This is a genomic window from Rhodococcus sp. PD04, assembly GCF_035918275.1.
GTDB classification, from domain to species: Bacteria; Actinomycetota; Actinomycetes; order Mycobacteriales; family Mycobacteriaceae; genus Rhodococcus; species Rhodococcus rhodochrous.
Genome location: NZ_CP142143.1, coordinates 2,899,113 through 2,920,135, shown reverse-complemented (window position 1 = coordinate 2,920,135; position 21,023 = coordinate 2,899,113). Strand labels below are relative to the sequence as shown.

The window sequence follows — 21,023 nt, the reverse complement described above, 5'->3', positions numbered from 1 at the left end:
ATGACGGCTCACGGCACCAACGAAGGTGCCCTGTGGGGCGGCCGGTTCGCATCCGGACCGGCCGCCGCCATGGCGGCGCTGAGCAAGTCCACGCACTTCGACTGGGCGCTGGCCCCGTACGACGTGCGCGCCTCGCAGGCCCACGCCAAGGTTCTGCACCGCGCCGGACTCCTCACCGACGACGACCTCGCCACGATGCTCGACGGCCTCGACCGGCTCGCCGCCGATGTGGCCTCCGGTGCGTTCGGCCCGGCCGAGTCCGACGAGGACGTGCACGGCGCGCTCGAACGGGGGCTCATCGAACGGGTCGGCCCCGAGGTCGGCGGCCGGCTCCGCGCGGGCCGCTCCCGCAACGACCAGGTCGCAACGCTGTTCCGCATGTGGCTGCGCGACAGCGCGCGGCGCATCGCCGACGGTGTCCTCGACGTGGTCGATGCGATCGCCGACCAGGCCGCGGCGCACCCCGATGCCGTGATGCCGGGCAAGACGCACCTGCAGGCGGCGCAGCCCGTGCTGCTCGCGCACCACCTGCTCGCCCACGCGCATCCGTTGCTGCGCGACGTCGACCGGCTGCGCGACTTCGACAAGCGCGCGGCGGTCTCGCCGTACGGGTCGGGAGCGCTCGCCGGATCGTCGCTCGGTCTCGACCCCGACGCGATCGCGGCCGACCTGGGCTTCGACTCGGCGGCGGACAACTCGATCGACGCCACCAGCTCCCGCGACTTCGCGGCGGAAGCGGCGTTCGTGTTCGCGCAGATCGCCGTCGACCTCTCCCGCATGGCGGAAGAGATCATCCTGTGGAGCACCCCCGAGTTCGGGTACGTCACCCTCGCGGACGAATGGTCGACCGGATCGTCGATCATGCCGCAGAAGAAGAACCCGGACGTCTCCGAGCTCACCCGTGGTAAGGCCGGTCGCCTCATCGGCAACCTCACCGGTCTGCTGGCCACGCTCAAGGCGCAGCCGTTGGCCTACAACCGCGACCTGCAGGAGGACAAGGAGCCGGTCTTCGACTCCGTCGCACAGCTCGAGCTGCTGCTCCCGGCGATCGCAGGCCTCGTCTCGACGCTGACCTTCCACACCGAGCGCATGGCCGAGCTCGCACCCGCCGGATTCACCCTCGCGACCGACATCGCCGAGTGGATGGTCCGCCAGGGTGTGCCGTTCCGCGTCGCCCACGAGGCGGCCGGGGCGTGCGTGCGGGTCGCCGAAGGCCGCGGAGTCGGCCTCGAGGACCTCACGGACGAGGAGCTGGCCGGTGTCGATCCGGCACTGACCCCGCAGGTGCGGGAAGTGCTCACCGTCGAAGGCTCCATCGCCTCGCGCGACGCTCGCGGCGGCACCGCGGGCGTGCGGGTGGCCGAGCAGCTCGGCCGCGTGCGCGACGCCGCGGCACAACTGCGCGACCGGGTTCGCGCCTGACACGCCTGCCGTCCCGGGCACACCCCGAGTTGCCCGGGATGGCGAGGGCCGTGTGGCAGGCTGGCACATACTCTCGGCATGCAGCGGGTACCGGTGTAGAACCGCAGGTGCCGGGGACCGGTGCGGATACATCGTCGAGAAGGGGAGCGGACCGTGGGACTGGACGCCGATGTAGTGACCGAGTCGGTGCGACGGCTCGTCGCCACTGCCCAGAACGGTCTCGAAGTCCTGCGCTTCGGCGGCCTCGAACCCGGCCGGTCGTCGTCGCCCTATCAGGTCGTCGAGCGCACCTCCATGTACCGGCTCCGCCGGTACTTCCCCGAATCCGACACCGCCTCCACGGGCATCCCCATCGTTCTCGTACCACCGATGATGGTGTCCGCCGAGGTGTACGACGTCACCCGTGACGCCGGCGCCGTCGGCAGTCTCCACGAAGCGGGTCTCGATCCGTGGGTCGTGGACTTCGGATCGCCCGACCAGGAGGAGGGCGGCTGGAAGCGCACCCTCACCGATCACATCCTCGCCCTCGACGAGGTCGTCGACTGCGTCCGTGCCTACACCGGTCGCGACGTGCATCTCGGCGGGTACTCGCAGGGCGGCATGTTCTGCTATCAGGTCGCGGCCTACCGGCGCAGCCGCGGCATCGCGAGCCTGATCACCTTCGGCAGCCCGGTCGACACCCTCGCCGCCCTGCCGTTCGGGATCCCGGAGATCGTCGCGACCCACTCCGCCGACTTCCTCGCCGACCACGTCTTCAACCGCCTCGCGATCACCGGATGGATGGCGCGCACCGGCTTCCAGCTGCTCGATCCGGTCAAGACGCTGCGATCGCGCATCGACTTCCTGCTCCAGCTCCACGACCGGGAGGCGCTGCTGCCGCGCGAGCCGCAGCGCCGATTCCTCGACACCGAGGGGTGGGTGGCGTGGTCCGGTCCCGCCGTCGCGGAGGTACTGCGCCAGTTCATCGCCCACAACCGCATGGTCAGCGGTGGGTTCGTCATCAACGACCGGGCCGTGAGTCTCGCCGAGATCACCTGCCCGGTCCTCGCATTCGTCGGCGAGGTCGACGACATCGGGCAACCGCTCGCCGTGCGCGGCATCCGCAAGGCCGCACCCCGCGCGGAGGTCTACGAATACACCTTGCGCGCAGGTCATTTCGGACTCGTCGTGGGCAGTGTCGCCGGCCAGCAGACGTGGCCGTCGGTCGGGGAATGGGTGCAGTGGCGCGAGGGCGTCGGCGACCGGCCCGTCGGCATCACGCCGATGGCCGTGCCGAACCCGACCGACGAGGGCACCGGCGTCTCGGTCGCATCCCGCATCACGCACACCGCCGCGACCCTCGCCGATGTCGGAACGGATTTCGGCAAGGGGCTCGCCGGGGTCGCGGTCGGTGCCGTCCGCGGTGCACGCGATCTCACCGGCGAAGCGGCACGGGCATTGCCTCGCCTCGCGCGGCTCGGACAGATCCAGCCGCGAACCCGTATCTCCGTCGGCGGCCTGCTCGCCGAGATCGGCCGCAAGTCGCCGAAGCGGGAGTGCTTCATCTTCGAGGACCGGGTCTACACCTTCGAGGCCGTGAACCAGCGGATCGACAACATCGTCCTCGGACTCGTCGACAACGGCATCCGTCCCGCGATGCACGTCGGCATCCTCATGGATGTGCGCCCCAGCGCGATGGCGGCGGTCGCGGCGATCTCCCGCCTCGGCGGCGTCTCCGTCCTCATCCCGCCAGGACCGGACATCGCCGAGGCCGTGCGACTGGGTGGTGTCGAAAAGATCGTCGCCGATCCCGAGAACCTCGACGCGGCCGTCGCGACCGGTCTTCCCGTGCTGGTCCTCGGTGGCGGCGACGTCCGCGACCTCGACATCGAGCCCGGCGCCGACGTCGTCGATCTCGAACGACTCGACATCTCCTCCGTGCAACTGCCGGGCTGGTACGTCCCCGATCCCGGACTCGCGCGCGAACTCGCATTCATCCTGTTCTCCGGTGGTGGCGACACGCTGGCGGTGCGGCGGGTCACCAACTACCGGTGGGCGCTGTCGGCCTTCGGTACCGCCACCGCCGCCTCGCTCGGCCGCGGTGACACCATGTACTGCCTTGCGCCCCTGCATCATTCGTCCGGTCTGCTGGTCAGTTTCGGCGGGGCGCTCGCGGGCGGGGCGCGTATCGCACTGTCGCGCGGGTTGAATCCGTCGCTCTTCAGCGACGAAGTGCACCGCTACGGCGTCACCGTCGTCACCTATACCTGGTCGATGATGCGTGAGGTGCTCGACAGCCCGTCGCTGCACATCGACGCCATCCATCCCATCCGGTTGTTCATCGGTTCCGGCATGCCACCGGGCCTGTGGCGCCGCACCCTCGACCGGTTCGAGCCCGCCCGGGTTCTCGAGTTCTACGCGTCGACCGAGGGCAACGTCGTACTCGCGAACGTCTCCGGCTCGAAGATCGGCTCGAAGGGCCGGCCGTTGCCCGGGAGCGCAGACGTACGCCTCGCTGCCTACGACGCCGGCGCAGGCCGACTCGTCGAGGACGAACGAGGGTTCGTGCGGGAAGCGCAGGTCGGCGAGGTCGGGTTGCTGCTCGGCCGGCCCGGCCCGGCCACCTCGGCGATCACCGGTGTGATGCGCGGCGTCTTCGAACCGGGCGACGTGTGGGTGCCCACCGACAACCTGTTCCGGCGCGATGCGGACGGTGACTACTGGCTGCTCGACAGTCGGCGGACGGTCATCCCCACCTACCACGGCCCGGTCTTCACCCAGAGCGTGGCCGATGTGCTCGAGTCGATCCCGCGCGTCGATCTCGCCGTCGCCTACGGCATCTCGGTAGGGGGCCGCGACATCGCGGTCGCCGCGTGCACGCTGCGGGGCAACCGCGCCCCGACCGCCGCCGAGATCACGGCGGCGTTCGACTCGGTCCCGGCCGACGAACGACCCGATCTCGTGCACGTCGTGCCCGACATCCCATTGGGCCCGTCCTACCGCCCGTCCGCCGATCGTCTGCGCGAACAGGGGTTGCCCGTACCCACCGTCCGCACCTGGTTCCTCAACCCCGAGACCGGGACGTACAAGCGGTTCACCAAGGCCGTGGCCACGGCGTGGAAGGCGGGCACGGCCGGTTCGCCCGCCGGAGCGCGGTAGCCTGGGTCCGGTTCGGTTCCGCCCTTCGAAAGGACATCCGTGGCTGTCGATCCCACGTTGCTGAGCATTCTGGCCTGTCCGGAGGACAAGGGGCCGTTGCTTCTCGTCGACGACGCCGTCCTGTACAACCCGCGACTGCGGCGGGCGTATCCGATCGAGAACGGCATCCCCGTCCTCCTCGTCGACGAGGCCCGCGAGGTCACCGACGCCGAGCACGAGGACTTCACCGCACGCGGTGTCGCCGGATGGAGCACGGACTGAGCCGCAATCGTCGATCCGTCCGCGGCGAACTCGAACGACTCGAACCGGTCGAGGCCGCCGAGGCGCTGCTCGGAGCAACCGTCCGGGTGGGGGAGACCATCGTCCTGCTGACGGAGGTCGAGGCCTACGGCGGACCCGAGGACGGACCGTGGCCCGATCCGGCCGCGCACTCGTACCGCGGACCCACCCCGCGCAACTCCGTCATGTTCGGACCTGCGGGCCATCTGTACGTCTACCGCAGCTACGGGCTGCACTTCTGCGCGAACATCTCCCTCGGCCCCGACGGCACCGCAGCGGCAGTGCTGTTGCGCGGCGGCGAGGTCGTCGAGGGGGAGCAGGCCGTCCGTTCCCGTCGCACGCCCGGCACACCGTTCGCGAATCTGGCGCGTGGTCCAGGCAATCTCGCTGCTGCGCTCGGCCTCGATCTGGCCGACAACGGCATCGACGTGGATGCGTCAGACGCTCGGGTGCGGGTGGAACTTCCGTCCGAACCGCTGGTCGGGGAGGTCGCGCGAGGTCCGCGGGTGGGGATCAGTGTGGCGGCCGACAGGCCGTGGCGGTTGTGGGTTCCCGGGGCGATCGGGGTCTCCGCGTACCGGCGCAGCCCACGCGCGCCCGCCGCCCCTCGGGCGTGATGGGATGATCGAACGGTGACTGAGCACATTCTCGACGAACTGACCTGGCGCGGGCTCATCGCGCAATCGACCGATCTCGACGCACTTCGAGGCGAACTCGACAAGGGTCCGATCACCCTCTATGCCGGTTTCGATCCGACCGGCCCGAGCCTGCACGCCGGTCACCTCGTTCCGCTCCTCGCACTCAAGCGTTTCCAGCGCGCCGGCCATCGGCCCATCGTTCTCGCGGGTGGCGCGACCGGCATGATCGGCGACCCGCGGGACGTGGGGGAGCGCACCATGAACTCCGCCGACACCGTCGCCGAATGGGCAGGGCGGATCCGTGGGCAGCTCGAGCGGTTCGTCGACTTCGACGATTCCCCGACGGGAGCCGTGGTCGTGAACAACCTCGACTGGACCGGCAAGCTGTCCGCGATCGACTTCCTGCGCGATATCGGCAAGCACTTCTCGATCAACGTGATGCTCGCCCGCGACACGGTCAAGCGCCGACTCGAGGGTGACGGCATCTCGTACACCGAGTTCAGCTACATGCTCTTGCAGGCCAACGACTACGTGCAGCTGCGCCGCGAGTACGGATGTGCGCTGCAGGTCGGTGGTTCCGATCAGTGGGGCAACATCATCGCCGGTGTCGAGCTCAACCGTCGTACCGACGGCGCGAGCGTGCACGCCCTGACCGTCCCGCTCGTGACCTCGTCCGACGGCAAGAAGTTCGGCAAGTCCACCGGCGGTGGAAGTCTGTGGCTCGACCCGGAGATGACCAGCCCGTACGCCTGGTACCAGTACTTCGTCAACGCGGCCGACGCCGACGTCATGAAGTACCTGCGCTGGTTCACCTTCCTCGACAAGGACGAGCTCGCCGAGCTGGAGACCGCCACCACGGAGCGTCCGCACGCACGCGAGGCCCAGAAGCGACTGGCAGCCGAGATGACCACGCTCGTGCACGGAGCGCACAACACCGCCGCAGTCGAGTTGGCGAGCCGTGCACTGTTCGGGCGAGGCGAGCTGGGTGAGCTGGACGAGTCCACGCTCGCCGCCGCACTGACCGAGGCGTCCGTGACGGAGCTCCGCGCCGGCGAGCCGGACACGATCATCGACCTGCTCGTCGCGTCGGGTCTGTGCGAGAGCAAGGGGGCCGCGCGTCGCACCGTCAAGGAAGGCGGCGCATCGGTCAATAACGTCCGCATCTCGTCGGAGGAGTGGACCCCGCGCGACGGAGAACTGCTGCACGGACGCTGGCTGGTGCTGCGTCGAGGCAAGCGGAACTTCGCCGGCGTGCGAGTCGTCCGCGACTGACACCGTCGCCGACGCTGGCGAGCCTCTGACCAGCGGATTTGACGGCTCGTTAGCGTCGGCGTAACTTAGTCGTCGTTCGAGCGACACCGAACAGCCAGCCGGACCGAGAGGTTCGGAAACAGGCATGTTCGATGTCGCATCGATCGGCTCTCACCGAAGAGGGCGGGAAGCAGCGATTTGCGGCCCTGAATTCGGATGTGATAGCTTAGAACGGTTGCCTCGGAGCGAGCCGGACAGGTGTCCGGAAACGTAACGATGTGCGCGTGTTCTTTGAGAACTCAACAGTGTGCCGATGAATGTCAGTGCCAAATAATTTTGGTGCGGCCATCGAATTTTGTTCGGTGGTTGTTGCTGGACATCGCATTCTTCCGTCTGCGGTGATCCAGTGTTTAGCTAGTTTGAGTTTTTATGCTAGTGATTTGACTCGATGTCTTTGACTGATTGCCCCTTCGGGGTGATTGTGAGTCTTCAACGGAGAGTTTGATCCTGGCTCAGGACGAACGCTGGCGGCGTGCTTAACACATGCAAGTCGAACGATGAAGCCCAGCTTGCTGGGTGGATTAGTGGCGAACGGGTGAGTAACACGTGGGTGATCTGCCCTGCACTCTGGGATAAGCCTGGGAAACTGGGTCTAATACCGGATATGACCTCTTGCTGCATGGCGAGGGGTGGAAAGTTTTTCGGTGCAGGATGAGCCCGCGGCCTATCAGCTTGTTGGTGGGGTAATGGCCTACCAAGGCGACGACGGGTAGCCGGCCTGAGAGGGCGACCGGCCACACTGGGACTGAGACACGGCCCAGACTCCTACGGGAGGCAGCAGTGGGGAATATTGCACAATGGGCGAAAGCCTGATGCAGCGACGCCGCGTGAGGGATGACGGCCTTCGGGTTGTAAACCTCTTTCAGCAGGGACGAAGCGAAAGTGACGGTACCTGCAGAAGAAGCACCGGCCAACTACGTGCCAGCAGCCGCGGTAATACGTAGGGTGCGAGCGTTGTCCGGAATTACTGGGCGTAAAGAGCTCGTAGGCGGTTTGTCGCGTCGTCTGTGAAATCCCGCAGCTCAACTGCGGGCTTGCAGGCGATACGGGCAGACTCGAGTACTGCAGGGGAGACTGGAATTCCTGGTGTAGCGGTGAAATGCGCAGATATCAGGAGGAACACCGGTGGCGAAGGCGGGTCTCTGGGCAGTAACTGACGCTGAGGAGCGAAAGCGTGGGTAGCGAACAGGATTAGATACCCTGGTAGTCCACGCCGTAAACGGTGGGCGCTAGGTGTGGGTTTCCTTCCACGGGATCCGTGCCGTAGCCAACGCATTAAGCGCCCCGCCTGGGGAGTACGGCCGCAAGGCTAAAACTCAAAGGAATTGACGGGGGCCCGCACAAGCGGCGGAGCATGTGGATTAATTCGATGCAACGCGAAGAACCTTACCTGGGTTTGACATGTACCGGACGACTGCAGAGATGTGGTTTCCCTTGTGGCCGGTAGACAGGTGGTGCATGGCTGTCGTCAGCTCGTGTCGTGAGATGTTGGGTTAAGTCCCGCAACGAGCGCAACCCTTGTCCTGTGTTGCCAGCACGTAATGGTGGGGACTCGCAGGAGACTGCCGGGGTCAACTCGGAGGAAGGTGGGGACGACGTCAAGTCATCATGCCCCTTATGTCCAGGGCTTCACACATGCTACAATGGTCGGTACAGAGGGCTGCGATACCGTGAGGTGGAGCGAATCCCTTAAAGCCGGTCTCAGTTCGGATCGGGGTCTGCAACTCGACCCCGTGAAGTCGGAGTCGCTAGTAATCGCAGATCAGCAACGCTGCGGTGAATACGTTCCCGGGCCTTGTACACACCGCCCGTCACGTCATGAAAGTCGGTAACACCCGAAGCCGGTGGCCTAACCCCTTGTGGGAGGGAGCCGTCGAAGGTGGGATCGGCGATTGGGACGAAGTCGTAACAAGGTAGCCGTACCGGAAGGTGCGGCTGGATCACCTCCTTTCTAAGGAGCACTTCTCCCGGCGAGGGGTCACACAGGTGACGTCCTCACGGGCAGAGACTGTTTCGTTCCCACAGGTGGAACGGCAGAAGCTCATGGGTGGAACGCTGACAACCTCATCCGCATATCAGCCGGCTACACGGTCGGTTGGTGGGTGATATATCGGTGCACTGTTGGGTCCTGAGAGAACACGCGAGTGTTTGATCAGCGACGATGACTTACGAAGACGGTTGGCCGTGTGGCCGGCGTTGGTAGGGGTTGTTGTGTGTTGTTTGAGAACTGCACAGTGGACGCGAGCATCTTTGTTGTAAGTGTTTATGAGCGTACGGTGGATGTCTTGGCACCAGGAGCCGATGAAGGACGTGGGAGGCTGCGATATGCCTCGGGGAGCTGTCAACCGAGCTGTGATCCGAGGATTTCCGAATGGGGAAACCCAGCACGAGTGATGTCGTGTTACCCGCACCTGAATATATAGGGTGTGTGGAGGGAACGTGGGGAAGTGAAACATCTCAGTACCCACAGGAAGAGAAAACAACATGTGATTCCGTGAGTAGTGGCGAGCGAAAGCGGATGAGGCTAAACCATGGGTGTGTGATAGCTGGCAGGCGTTGCATCCGTGGGGTTGTGGGGCTTTTCTTCCCGTCACTGTCATGACGGGCGAGAGTAAGAAACCGGTTGGTTAGTCGAAGTGGTCTGGAACGGCCTGTCGTAGAGGGTGAGAATCCCGTAGACGAAAACTTGCCGGCTCTCGTGAAAAGTACCCGAGTAGCACCGGGCCCGTGAAATCCGGTGTGAATCTGTCGGGACCACCCGATAAGCCTGAATACTCCCTGGTGACCGATAGCGGACTAGTACCGTGAGGGAAAGATGAAAAGTACCCCGGGAGGGGAGTGAAATAGTACCTGAAACCGTGCGCTTACAATCCGTCAGAGCCTTCGAACACTTCGGTGTTGGGGGTGATGGCGTGCCTTTTGAAGAATGAGCCTGCGAGTTAGTGGCATGTCGCGAGGTTAACCCGTGTGGGGTAGCCGTAGCGAAAGCGAGTCCGAATAGGGCGAGTCAGTGGCATGTTCTAGACCCGAAGCGGAGTGATCTACCCATGGCCAGGGTGAAGCGACGGTAAGACGTCGTGGAGGCCCGAACCCACTTAGGTTGAAAACTGAGGGGATGAGTTGTGGGTAGGGGTGAAAGGCCAATCAAACTCCGTGATAGCTGGTTCTCCCCGAAATGCATTTAGGTGCAGCGTCGCGTGTTTCTCACCGGAGGTAGAGCTACTGGATGGTCTAGGGGGCCCACAAGCTTACCGAAATCAGCCAAACTCCGAATGCCGGTGAGTGAGAGCGCGGCAGTGAGACTGCGGGGGATAAGCTTCGTAGTCGAGAGGGAAACAGCCCAGATCGCCGGCTAAGGCCCCTAAGCGTGTACTAAGTGGAAAAGGATGTGGGATCGCTGAGACAACCAGGAGGTTGGCTTAGAAGCAGCCACCCTTGAAAGAGTGCGTAATAGCTCACTGGTCAAGTGGTCCTGCGCCGACAATGTAGCGGGGCTCAAGTACACCGCCGAAGCCGCGGCATTCACACAAGCCCGCTGATTCTCCACGGAGGGTCGGCCAGGTGTGTGGATGGGTAGGGGAGCGTCGTGTGGCCGTGGAAGCGCCGGAGTGATCCAGGTGTGGAGGCCACGCGAGTGAGAATGCAGGCATGAGTAGCGAAAGACGAGTGAGAAACTCGTCCGCCGGATGACCAAGGGTTCCTGGGCCAGGTTAATCCGCCCAGGGTGAGTCGGGACCTAAGGCGAGGCCGACAGGCGTAGTCGATGGACAACGGGTTGATATTCCCGTACCCGTGTATCCGCGCCCAATGGCGAATCAGTTGTGCTAACCGTCCAAAAGGTCGGTCGTCTCCTTCGGGAGTCGGCGGGCTGGCTGCACGGGACCCTGATTGTAGTAGTCAAGCGATGGGGTGACGCAGGAAGGTAGCTGGGCCAGGTGATGGAATACCTGGTGTAAGCCGGTAGGGCGAATGGTAGGCAAATCCGCCATTCATCAAGCCTGAGAGGTGATGCGTACCCGTTGAGGGGAATTCAGTGATCCTATGCTGCCGAGAAAAGCCTCTAGTGAGTTGGTACACGGCCCGTACCCCAAACCGACACAGGTGGTCAGGTAGAGAATACCGAGGCGATCGAGAGAACTGTGGTTAAGGAACTCGGCAAAATGCCCCCGTAACTTCGGGAGAAGGGGGACCACGCTCGGTGACGAGTCTTGCACTCTGAGCTGGGGGTGGTCGCAGAGACCAGAGAGAAGCGACTGTTTACTAAAAACACAGGTCCGTGCGAAGTCGTAAGACGATGTATACGGACTGACGCCTGCCCGGTGCTGGAAGGTTAAGAGGACCGGTTAGTCACTTCGGTGGCGAAGCTGAGAATTTAAGCCCCAGTAAACGGCGGTGGTAACTATAACCATCCTAAGGTAGCGAAATTCCTTGTCGGGTAAGTTCCGACCTGCACGAATGGCGTAACGACTTCTCTGCTGTCTCGACCACAGACTCGGCGAAATTGCATTACGAGTAAAGATGCTCGTTACGCGCGGCAGGACGAAAAGACCCCGGGACCTTCACTATAGCTTGGTATTGGTGTTCGGTTCGGTTTGTGTAGGATAGGTGGGAGACTGTGAAGCGGCCACGCCAGTGGTTGTGGAGTCGTTGTTGAAATACCACTCTGATCGTATTGGACCTCTAACCTCGGACCATGATCTGGTTCAGGGACAGTGCCTGGTGGGTAGTTTAACTGGGGCGGTTGCCTCCCAAAATGTAACGGAGGCGCCCAAAGGTTCCCTCAGCCTGGTTGGCAATCAGGTGTCGAGTGCAAGTGCACAAGGGAGCTTGACTGTGAGACTGACAGGTCGAGCAGGGACGAAAGTCGGGACTAGTGATCCGGCACCGGCATGTGGAAGCGGTGTCGCTCAACGGATAAAAGGTACCCCGGGGATAACAGGCTGATCTTCCCCAAGAGTCCATATCGACGGGATGGTTTGGCACCTCGATGTCGGCTCGTCGCATCCTGGGGCTGGAGTAGGTCCCAAGGGTTGGGCTGTTCGCCCATTAAAGCGGCACGCGAGCTGGGTTTAGAACGTCGTGAGACAGTTCGGTCTCTATCCGCCGCGCGCGTTAGAAACTTGAGGAAGGCTGTCCCTAGTACGAGAGGACCGGGACGGACGAACCTCTGGTGTGCCAGTTGTCCCGCCAGGGGCATGGCTGGTTGGCTACGTTCGGAAGGGATAACCGCTGAAAGCATCTAAGCGGGAAGCCTGTTCCAAGATGAGGTTTCTCACCCCCTCGAGGGGTAAGGCCCCCGGCAGACCACCGGGTTGATAGGCCGGAACTGGAAGCACAGCAATGTGTGGAGGTGACCGGTACTAATAGGCCGAGGACTTACCACGAAGATGTTACGCGTCCACTGTGCGGTATCTGAAACAACACACACAGATATCCGATCGAGTTCTGCTGCGGCGGAACGCTATCGAGAGGTCTGCGTGGTTACTGTTTCATAGAGTTACGGCGGCCATAGCGACAGGGAAACGCCCGGTCCCATTCCGAACCCGGAAGCTAAGCCTGTCTGCGCCGATGGTACTGCACTCGACAGGGTGTGGGAGAGTAGGACACCGCCGAACACCCGTTCCGAAAGGGGACCCACTCGTTTGGGTCCCCTTTCGTGTTTTCATGAGAGGATTTTTCTGTGTCCGACGGCAACGGTGAACGTCGGTCCTTCAGGAGTGGAGGATCCACTCCGTGGTCGGGCCGCAAGAACGAACGCGAGGAACGCGCCGACGACAGTCGCGGCGAGCGCGCACCCCGCGACCGCGACGAGCGGGGACGGGGCGACGACCGCCGGCAGGGTGGCTACGGATCCGCCGGACGTTCGTCCGGCCGCGACGACCGTCCGCAGCGCGGTGACGATCGGCGCCCGCAACGGAGCGACGATCGACGTCCCCAGCGCAGCGATGACCGGCGACCCCAGCGCAGCGACGACCAGCGCTCCCAGCGCAGCGACGACCGCCGTTCCTTCCAGGGCGGCGAACGTCGGGATCGCGGCCGCGACGACGCTCGTCCCAATCGCAGCGACCGTCCCGACCGTCCCTACCGCGAACGCTCCGGAGGCGACGACCGCCCCCGCCGCAACGATGACCGTTCGAGCCGCGGCGACGACCGTGGTCGGCAGTACGGCGACCGTCCCCGTCAGGGTTCGGACAGTTCCCGCGGTGAGCGCAGCTACGGCAACCGCGACGATCGTCGTGGTGGCGACCATCGCGGTGGCAGTGACCAGCGTGGCGGCGACCGGCGAGGCTATTCCGGCGACCGCCGTGGCCCCCAGTCCGGCGACCGTCGTAGCGAGGGAGCACCCCGTCGTCGTGGCGGCGAAGGCGGGTTCGGTCCGGGTCGCGGGCGCGAAGGCATCGCACCGCAGCGTCGAGACGCACGTCCGGACGAGCCGGACATCCCCGAGGACGTCGAGGCCTCCGAACTCGATCCGACGATCCGCCGCGACCTGCTGAGCCTGGACAAGTCGAACGCGAACACCGTCGCCCGGCATCTGGTGATGGCCGGTCGCCTGCTCGACGACGATCCCCGCGCCGCGCTCACCCATGCTCGCGCCGCACGTCAGCGCGCCGGCCGCATCGCGGTCGTCCGCGAGGCCGCCGGCATCACCGCCTACCACGCCGGTGAGTGGGCGGAGGCGCTGTCCGAACTCCGCGCAGCACGCCGCATGTCCGGTGGTACCGGGCTGCTGGCCGTCATGGCCGATTGCGAGCGCGGCCTCGGACGTCCCGAGAAGGCTCTCGAACTGGGGCGGAGCGAGGAAGCACGCAAGCTGACCGGCGACGAGGCCACGGAGCTGCGCATCGTCCTCGCCGGTGCCCGTATGGATCTCGGTCAGTACGACCAGGCCGTCGTCACCCTGCAGACGCCCGATCTCGATCCGGAGCGGACCGGTACGCCGGCCGCCCGTCTCTTCTACGCCTACGCCGACGCACTCGTCGCCGCCGGGCGGACCGAAGAAGGCGTGCAGTGGTTCCTGCATTCCGCAGCGGCCGACATCGAAGGCGTCACCGACGCCGAGGAGCGGGTGGAGGAGCTCACCGGAGAGGCGCCGTGACCGACGGCACCGACCTTTCCGGTACGGCCTCCGGCGACAGCCTGCGTCGGATCTACGACGTCCTGCTGCTCGATCTCGACGGCACCGTCTACCGGGGTGCCGAACCCGTCCCGGGTGCCCGCGAGGCGCTGGCCACGGGGGACGACACCGTTCTGTACGTGACGAACAACGCCAGCCGTCGACCCTCGGAGGTCGCGCTGCACCTGCGGGAACTCGGCTTCCCGGCCGACGACTCGTCGGTGGTGACGAGCTCGCAGTCCGCTGCGCGCTTGCTCGCCGAGCGGTTCCCGGCCGGTGCGCCGGTGCTCGTCGTCGGCACCGAGGCCTTGGCCGAGGAGGTGGCCGGTGTCGGCCTCACCCCGGTCCGGTCCGCGGATGCGCATCCGGTGGCGGTGGTGCAGGGGCATTCCCCGGACTCCGGATGGGCGATCCTGGCGGAGGCGACGCTCGCCGTCCGCGCCGGCGCCCTGTGGGTGGCCACCAACGTCGACTCGACCCTGCCCACCGAGCGCGGACTCGTCCTCGGCAACGGATCGATGGTCGCGGCGGTGCGCAACGCCACCGGCGCGACCCCGATCGTGGCGGGCAAACCCGCAGCTCCGCTGCTCGAAGACGCGATCCGCCGCGGTGGTGCCCGTCGTCCCCTCGTCATCGGTGACCGGTTGGACACCGACATCGAAGGCGCCAACGCCGTCGGTGTGGATTCCCTGCTCGTGCTGACCGGGGTCAGCACCGTCGACGACCTGCTGCGGGCTCCGGCCGAGCAGCGCCCGACCTACGTCGCAGCCTCGCTCGCGAGCCTCGACCAGCCGGCGGACCTGCTCCGTGTGGCACCGCACGACTCGTGGGACGTCACGGTCGACGGAGGTGATCTTCACCTCGCCGCCGCGCAGTCGGCGGCCGATCCGATGGAGGCGTTGCGGGGTCTGCTCGACATCGCCTGGGCCAACCCCGGATTCGGGCAGGTCCGTCCGGTGGACGAGCGTGCGCGGTCCGTCGTGGACACGTGGGCGGCGACGGTCTGATCCGCACCGGAGGGTGTGGCCCGGTCGCACCCATCGACTAGCGTGGACGGCGATGAGCACGCCGATTCCACGTCCGGGCGAACACCTTCCCGGCGCACGCCCCACGGTCGATCCCGCACACGTCCGCGAGGAGGTCGACGCGTTGCTGGCGCGTGTCCGCGAGGGCGCATCCCTCCCCGGTGCCGCAAGCACCGACCAGTCCGTGCTGCTCGAGCAGGCCGACCTGCTCGAACGTGCCCACGAGGTCCTCGTGCAGGCCTTGTCGACCGTGGACAAGATCTGACGTGGCACGCCGGGCACGCGTCGACGCGGAACTGGTGCGGCGGGGTCTGGCGCGCTCGCGTGAGCACGCCAGCGAACTGATCGCCGCAGGTCGGGTGCTGATCGCCGGCACCGTGGCCTCCAAACCGGCGACCGCTGTCGAACCGAACACGCCGTTGATCGTCACCGAGGTGAGCGACGAGGTCTCCTGGGCGTCCCGCGGCGCCCACAAACTCCTCGGCGCACTCGAGGCGTTCACACCGCAGGGTTTGCAGGTGTCGGGGCGTCGCTGCCTCGACGCCGGCGCGTCGACCGGCGGATTCACCGATGTCCTGTTGCACGAGGGTGCCGCGGAGGTCGTCGCCGTGGACGTCGGCTACGGCCAGCTGATCTGGCGCCTGCAGTCCGACGAGCGTGTCCACGTGATCGATCGAACAAATGTGCGTAGCATCGACGCGGAGACGATCGGCGGGCGCGTCGACCTGGTGGTCGCAGACCTGTCGTTCATCTCGCTGAAGTTGGTGTTGCCGGCGTTCGTCGCCTGCGTCGCCCCCGGCGGCGACCTGCTACCGATGGTCAAACCGCAGTTCGAGGTGGGCAAGGACCGGGTCGGCAGCGGTGGCGTGGTGCGCGACCAGGCGCTGCGCACCGAGGCGGTGCTCGACGTCGCGCGCGAAGCACAGCGTCAGGGCCTGCGCACCCTCGGAGCAGTGGCGAGCCCACTGCCCGGGCCGTCCGGGAACGTCGAGTACTTCCTGTGGCTGCGGGCCGGGGAGTCTGGGCCGGAGGAACTCGACCCAGCCGTGATCGAACTGATCGAGCGTGCGGTGCAGGAAGGACCACAGTGAGCGAAGAGACCGCCGCGGACGACGCGGCGCGATCGGGCCGGGAGATCCTGCTGGTCTCCCATTCGGGGCGCGACGAGATCGCAGGCACCGCATTGCGGGTCGCCAAGATCCTCGGCGAGGCCGGTATCGGTCTGCGCACCCTCGACGACGAGGCGGTGAGCAACGGACTCGGCGTCCTCGCCCTGCCGGGCAGCTTCATCAGCGTCGTCGAACCGGGACCGGAAGCGGCCGCCGGATGCGAGATGGTGATCGTCCTCGGCGGCGACGGCAGTTTCCTCCGGGCCGCCGAATTCGCGCAGTACTCGGCGGTGCCCGTCCTCGGTATCAACCTCGGCCGCATCGGTTTCCTCGCCGAGTCCGAGGCCGAGCACCTCGAGGAAGCGCTCATGCAGGTGGTGCGCCGCGAATACCGCGTCGAACAGCGCATGACCCTCGACGTGACCGTGCGGATGGACGACGAGATCCTCGACCGCGGGTGGGCGCTCAACGAGGCGAGCCTCGAGAACAAGTCGCGCCTCGGCGTGCTCGAAGTGGTGCTCGAGGTCGACGGCCGCCCCGTCTCCTCGTTCGGCTGCGACGGTGTCCTCGTCGCCACCCCGACAGGATCGACGGCCTACGCCTTCTCGGCCGGCGGACCGATCGTGTGGCCCGAACTCGAAGCGCTACTGGTGATCCCGAGCAACGCCCACGCACTGTTCGCGCGCCCGCTGGTGACCAGCCCCCAGTCGATCATCGCGGTCGAAACCCTCGCCGGCGGCCACGACGGGGTGGTCTTCTGCGACGGGCGCCGCATCATCGACGTCCCGGCCGGTGCCAGGCTCGAGGTGGTGCGAGGATGCGATCCGGTCCGCTGGGTGCGGCTGGATTCGGCACCCTTCGCGGATCGGATGGTGCGCAAGTTCGAACTTCCGGTGAAGGGCTGGCGGGGAAGGAAGCTCTGAGATGCTCGCAGAGATCCGGATCGACAACCTGGGTGTGATCTCCGAGGCGTACGCGCGCTTCCACGGGGGACTGACGGTACTCACCGGCGAGACCGGTGCCGGCAAGACGATGGTGGTCACGAGCCTGCACCTGCTCTCCGGGGTGCGCGCCGACCCCACCCGGGTGCGGGTCGGCGCCAACCGCGCCGTGGTCGAGGGACGCTTCGAGATCGAACCGGCGCCCAGCCACATCGAACAGCAGATCGCCGAACTGCTCGAGTCCACCGGCGCCCAGCGCGACGAGGACGGCAGCATCATCGCCGTGCGCACCGTCGGCAGCGACGGCCGCTCCCGCGCGCACCTCGGCGGACGCAGCGTGCCGGTGGGGGTGCTGTCCGAGTTCACCGGCCCGTTGCTGACCGTGCACGGCCAGAACGACCAATTGCGGCTGCTGCGTCCCGACGAGCAGCGCGCCGCGCTCGACCGGTTCGGCGGCAAGACCGTCGCCGGCCTGCTCGACCGCTACCGAACCCGGCGGCGCCGCTGGCTCGATGCCCGCGCCGAACTGCAGGAACGCACCGAACGGTCACGTGAGCTCGCACAGGAGGCCGACCGCCTGCACTTCGGACTCGACGAGATCGACCGCGTCGCACCCGAACCGGGGGAGGACACCCGCATCGTCGACGAGGTGCGGCGCCTGTCCGACCTCGACTCGCTGCGCGAGGCGGCCACCGTCGCGCACAACGCCCTTGCCGGCGACGACAGCGGCGACGCCGATGCGTACTCGGCGGCGCTCGACCTGCTCGGCGAGGCCCGCGCCCGCCTCGAGGGTTGCGACGATCCCGCCCTGCGCGAGCTCGGTCCCCGCCTCGGCGAGGCCATCGCGGTGGTCACCGACGTCACCGGCGACATCTCCGCCTACCTGTCCGACCTGCCGTCCGACCCCAGCGCCCTCGAGACGCTGCTCAACCGGCAGGCGGAACTGAAGAACCTCACCCGCAAGTACGCCGCCGACATCGACGGCGTCCTCGAATGGGCACGCGAGGCCCGCGAACGCCTGTCCGGACTCGACGTCTCCGCCGAGGCGATCGACAAGCTCGCCGCCGAGGTCGACGCGGAGGCCGCCGCGACCGCGGAAGCCGCCACCGCCCTGTCGACGGCGCGGCACAAGGTCGCCGGCAAACTCGCCAAGGCCGTGAGCAAGGAACTGTCCGGCCTCGCGATGGGACGCGCCGTACTCGACGTGCACATCGCCGACCGGGCGGCAACCGCGAGCGACACCGCGCCGCTGCAGGTCGGCGACCGGCTCCTGCACGCCGGCGAATCCGGGATCGACGAGGTGGAGTTCCGGCTCGCCCCGCACAGCGACGCCCCGGCCCGCCCCCTCGCCCGCAGCGCGTCCGGCGGTGAGCTCTCCCGCGTCATGCTCGCCCTCGAAGTGGTGCTCGCCGGTTCCGAACGCGGCGCGACGATGGTCTTCGACGAGGTCGACGCCGGAGTCGGCGGCCGCGCCGCCGTCGAGATCGGCCGTCGTCTCGCGCGCCTGTCGCGCACCCACCAGGTCATCGTGGTCACGCACCTGCCGCAGGTCGCTGCGTTCGCCGACACCCATCTCGTCGTCGACAAGGTCGACGACCGGGCCGGGGTGATCAGCAGCGGGGTGCGCACCCTCAGCGAGGAGGAGCGGGTCACCGAATTGGCCCGCATGCTCGCCGGGCTCGACGACACCGAGACCGGGCGTGCCCACGCCGAGGAACTGCTGGCCGTCGCCCACGCGGAGCGCACCGGCTGACGTGCCCGGCGCGCCGGGGTGATGTTCACACGACTACCGGCGCGCCTCCACAACCTCACTCGTTCACCGGCGCATCATCTCTTCCATGAAGATGCCGGCGCTGCTGTCCCGTAACAACGAAACGTTGCCCGGAGTGAGTGGCATTGCCCGGGTCGACAGGAACACCGCGAAACTGCTGCGCCGGATCGGTCCCGGCGACGTGGTCGTCCTCGACGCCATCGACCTCGATCGCGTCACCGCCGACGCGCTCGTGGAAGCGGGCGTCACCGCGGTGATCAACGCCTCTCCGTCGATCTCGGGCCGATACCCGAATCTCGGTCCCGAGGTGATCGTCGCGCACGACATCGTGCTCGTCGACAACGTCGGCACCGAGGTCTTCAAGAAGATCAAGGACGGCGCGAAGGTCCGGGTGCACGAGGGTGGCGTGTACGCGGGGGAGAAGCTGCTCATCGAGGGTGACGAGCAGACCGACATCGAGATCTCCGACCGCATGATCGAGGCGCGGACCGGGCTCGTCGACCACCTCGAGGCGTTCTCGGGCAACACCATCGAGTTCATCCGCTCGGAGAGCCCGCTGCTCATCGACGGCGTCGGCATCCCCGACATCGACCTGGACCTGCGCGACCGGCACGTCGTCGTCGTCTCCGACGGCCCCGGGCACGTGCAGGACCTCAAGGACCTCAAGCCGTTCATCAAGGAGTACTCGCCGATCCTGGTGGGGGTCGGCCCCGGCGCGGACGCCCTGAGCAAAGCGGGTTACCGCCCCGACCTCATCGTCGGCGACCCCGACGAGATCGGCACCTCCACCCTCAAGTCCGGCGCCGAAGTGGTGCTGCCCGCCGACCCGGACGGCCACGCCCCGGGTCTCGAGCGGATCCAGGATCTCGGCATCGGCGCGATGACCTTCCCCGCCGTCGGCACCCCCACCGACCTGGCGCTGCTGCTCGTCGAGCATCACGGCGCGGCGCTGGTGGTGACCGTCGGCAGCACTGTCTCGCTCGACGAGTTCTTCGACCACGGCCGCCGCGACACCAACCCGTCGGCGGTGATGACCCGCCTGAAGGTCGGACCGAAACTCGTCGACGCGAAGGCGGTGGCCACCCTCTACCGCAGCCGCGTCTCGGGCGGCGTGATCGCCCTGCTCGTCTTCGCGGCGCTCATCGCCGTGATCGCCGCGCTCGCCGTGTCCAATCTCGGTGGCGACGTCGTCGAACTCGCCCGTCAGTGGTGGGAGTCCGCAGTGGAGTGGATCCGGGGTCTGCGCGCGTGATCTCGATGCGCCATCACGTCGTCTCCCTGGTGGCGGTGTTCCTCGGCCTGGCGGTCGGGATCGTGCTCGGCTCCGGGTTGCTGGCCGACAGCGTCGTCTCCGGTCTACGCGACGACAAGGTCGAGCTGCGCCGCGAGGTCCAGGAGGCCGAGGACCACGGCAGCCGGCTCGAAGCCCAACTGCTCGCCGCCGACGGGTTCGACTCGACCATCGGCCCGCGGATCGTGCGTGACGAACTACGCGACCGCACCGTCCTTCTCGTGACCACCCCGGACGCCGCCCCCGAGGACGTCGACGCCGTCGTGCGGTCCGTCGGTGACGCCGGCGGCCGGGTCACCGCCCGGATCGCGCTGACCGACTCGTTCGTCGACGCCTCCGGCACCGACCAGCTCCGCACGACCGTCACCAACGTCGTGCCCGCCGGGGTGGAACTGCAGACCGGCGCCGTCGACCCCGGCAGCCTCGCCGGGGATCTGCTCGGCGCGGTGCTGCTCGTCGACCCGGGCACCGGACAACCGCGCAGTACCCCCGAGGAACGCGCCCTCGCCCTGACCACGCTGCGCAGCGGCGGTTTCATCACCTACGAGGACAGTCAGGTCGAACCGGCCCAGAGCGCCCTCGTCGTCACCGGCGACCACAGCGGCAACGCCGAACGCGCCGGCAACCGCGGGTCGCTCGTCGCGCGCTTCGCCGGGGTCGTCGACGGCCGCGGGGCCGGCGCGGTGCTCGCCGGCCGCACCGGGGCGGCGGAGGGCAACGGACCGATCGCCGTCGTACGGGCCGACGCGGCACTCGCCGCGGGTCTGTCCACGGTCGACAACCTCGACCGCGAATCGGGGCGCCTGACGACGGTCCTGGCGCTGCGAGAGCAGTACGACGGGGGCAGCGGCCGGTACGGGACGGGGCCGAGCGCCACCGCCGTCACCGTCGGTTCCCCGGCCCGCTGAGCGTCGCCGCCTGTGACGTCGATTGCACCGGGGGTCCGCAATCGCGAGTCGGGTACGCACCCGCCCACGGAGG

12 protein-coding genes, 3 rRNA genes and 1 pseudogene are annotated in these 21,023 nt (G+C 66.9%); all 16 read left to right on the top strand.

Translation table 11 applies throughout. The annotated features are described in order from the left end of the window. Positions 1-1,422, top strand: a complete 1,422-nt coding sequence (gene argH, locus U9J23_RS13465; RefSeq protein WP_059381103.1) for an argininosuccinate lyase — start codon at positions 1-3, stop codon at positions 1,420-1,422. A 153-nt stretch (positions 1,423-1,575) separates the two neighbouring features. Further along, positions 1,576-4,560, top strand: coding sequence for an AMP-binding protein (locus U9J23_RS13460; protein WP_085468324.1), 2,985 nt, complete (start codon positions 1,576-1,578; stop codon positions 4,558-4,560). 39 nt (positions 4,561-4,599) lie between these two features. Next, positions 4,600-4,821: a Trm112 family protein gene (locus U9J23_RS13455; RefSeq protein WP_016692763.1), complete on the top strand. Its 222-nt coding sequence runs from the start codon at positions 4,600-4,602 to the stop codon at positions 4,819-4,821. After that, a complete protein-coding gene (locus tag U9J23_RS13450) occupies positions 4,806-5,456 on the top strand; it encodes a DNA-3-methyladenine glycosylase (RefSeq protein ID WP_059381105.1) in 651 nt (216 codons plus the stop codon). The genes U9J23_RS13455 and U9J23_RS13450 overlap by 16 nt, the downstream gene beginning before the upstream one ends. A gap of 15 nt (positions 5,457-5,471) precedes the next feature. Then, positions 5,472-6,749 (top strand): tyrosine--tRNA ligase, encoded by a 1,278-nt coding sequence (gene tyrS / locus U9J23_RS13445; RefSeq protein WP_059381106.1) that lies wholly within the window; start codon positions 5,472-5,474, stop codon positions 6,747-6,749. 468 nt (positions 6,750-7,217) lie between these two features. Continuing rightward, a 16S ribosomal RNA gene (locus U9J23_RS13440) occupies positions 7,218-8,739 on the top strand. Between the two features lie 302 nt (positions 8,740-9,041). After that, positions 9,042-12,172, top strand: a 23S ribosomal RNA gene (locus U9J23_RS13435). Positions 12,173-12,286: 114 nt separating this feature from the next. Further along, positions 12,287-12,403 (top strand): 5S ribosomal RNA (gene rrf, locus U9J23_RS13430). The 16S, 23S and 5S rRNA genes sit together here, the layout of an rRNA operon. Positions 12,404-12,975: 572 nt before the next feature. Beyond that, a pseudogene (locus U9J23_RS13425) lies at positions 12,976-13,887 on the top strand (tetratricopeptide repeat protein); the annotation flags it as partial. Beyond that, positions 13,884-14,912, top strand: a complete 1,029-nt coding sequence (locus U9J23_RS13420; RefSeq protein WP_059384117.1) for an HAD-IIA family hydrolase — start codon at positions 13,884-13,886, stop codon at positions 14,910-14,912. The pseudogene U9J23_RS13425 and the gene U9J23_RS13420, both read left to right, overlap by 4 nt. Before the next feature lie 52 nt (positions 14,913-14,964). After that, positions 14,965-15,195, top strand: a complete 231-nt coding sequence (locus U9J23_RS13415; protein ID WP_059384118.1) for a hypothetical protein — start codon at positions 14,965-14,967, stop codon at positions 15,193-15,195. Between the two features lies 1 nt (position 15,196). Continuing rightward, positions 15,197-16,021, top strand: coding sequence for a TlyA family RNA methyltransferase (locus U9J23_RS13410; protein WP_326598321.1), 825 nt, complete (start codon positions 15,197-15,199; stop codon positions 16,019-16,021). After that, a complete protein-coding gene (locus U9J23_RS13405) occupies positions 16,018-16,962 on the top strand; it encodes an NAD kinase (protein WP_059384120.1) in 945 nt (314 codons plus the stop codon). The genes U9J23_RS13410 and U9J23_RS13405 overlap by 4 nt, the downstream gene beginning before the upstream one ends. 1 nt (position 16,963) lies before the next feature. Beyond that, a complete protein-coding gene (gene recN, locus U9J23_RS13400; protein ID WP_059384121.1) occupies positions 16,964-18,733 on the top strand; it encodes a DNA repair protein RecN in 1,770 nt (589 codons plus the stop codon). 85 nt (positions 18,734-18,818) lie between these two features. Next, a complete protein-coding gene (gene steA, locus U9J23_RS13395) occupies positions 18,819-20,003 on the top strand; it encodes a putative cytokinetic ring protein SteA (RefSeq protein ID WP_016695508.1) in 1,185 nt (394 codons plus the stop codon). Next, positions 20,000-20,950, top strand: a complete 951-nt coding sequence (locus U9J23_RS13390) for a copper transporter (protein ID WP_272267614.1) — start codon at positions 20,000-20,002, stop codon at positions 20,948-20,950. Before steA ends, U9J23_RS13390 begins: the two co-directional genes overlap by 4 nt. The last annotated feature ends 73 nt before the right edge of the window (positions 20,951-21,023 follow it).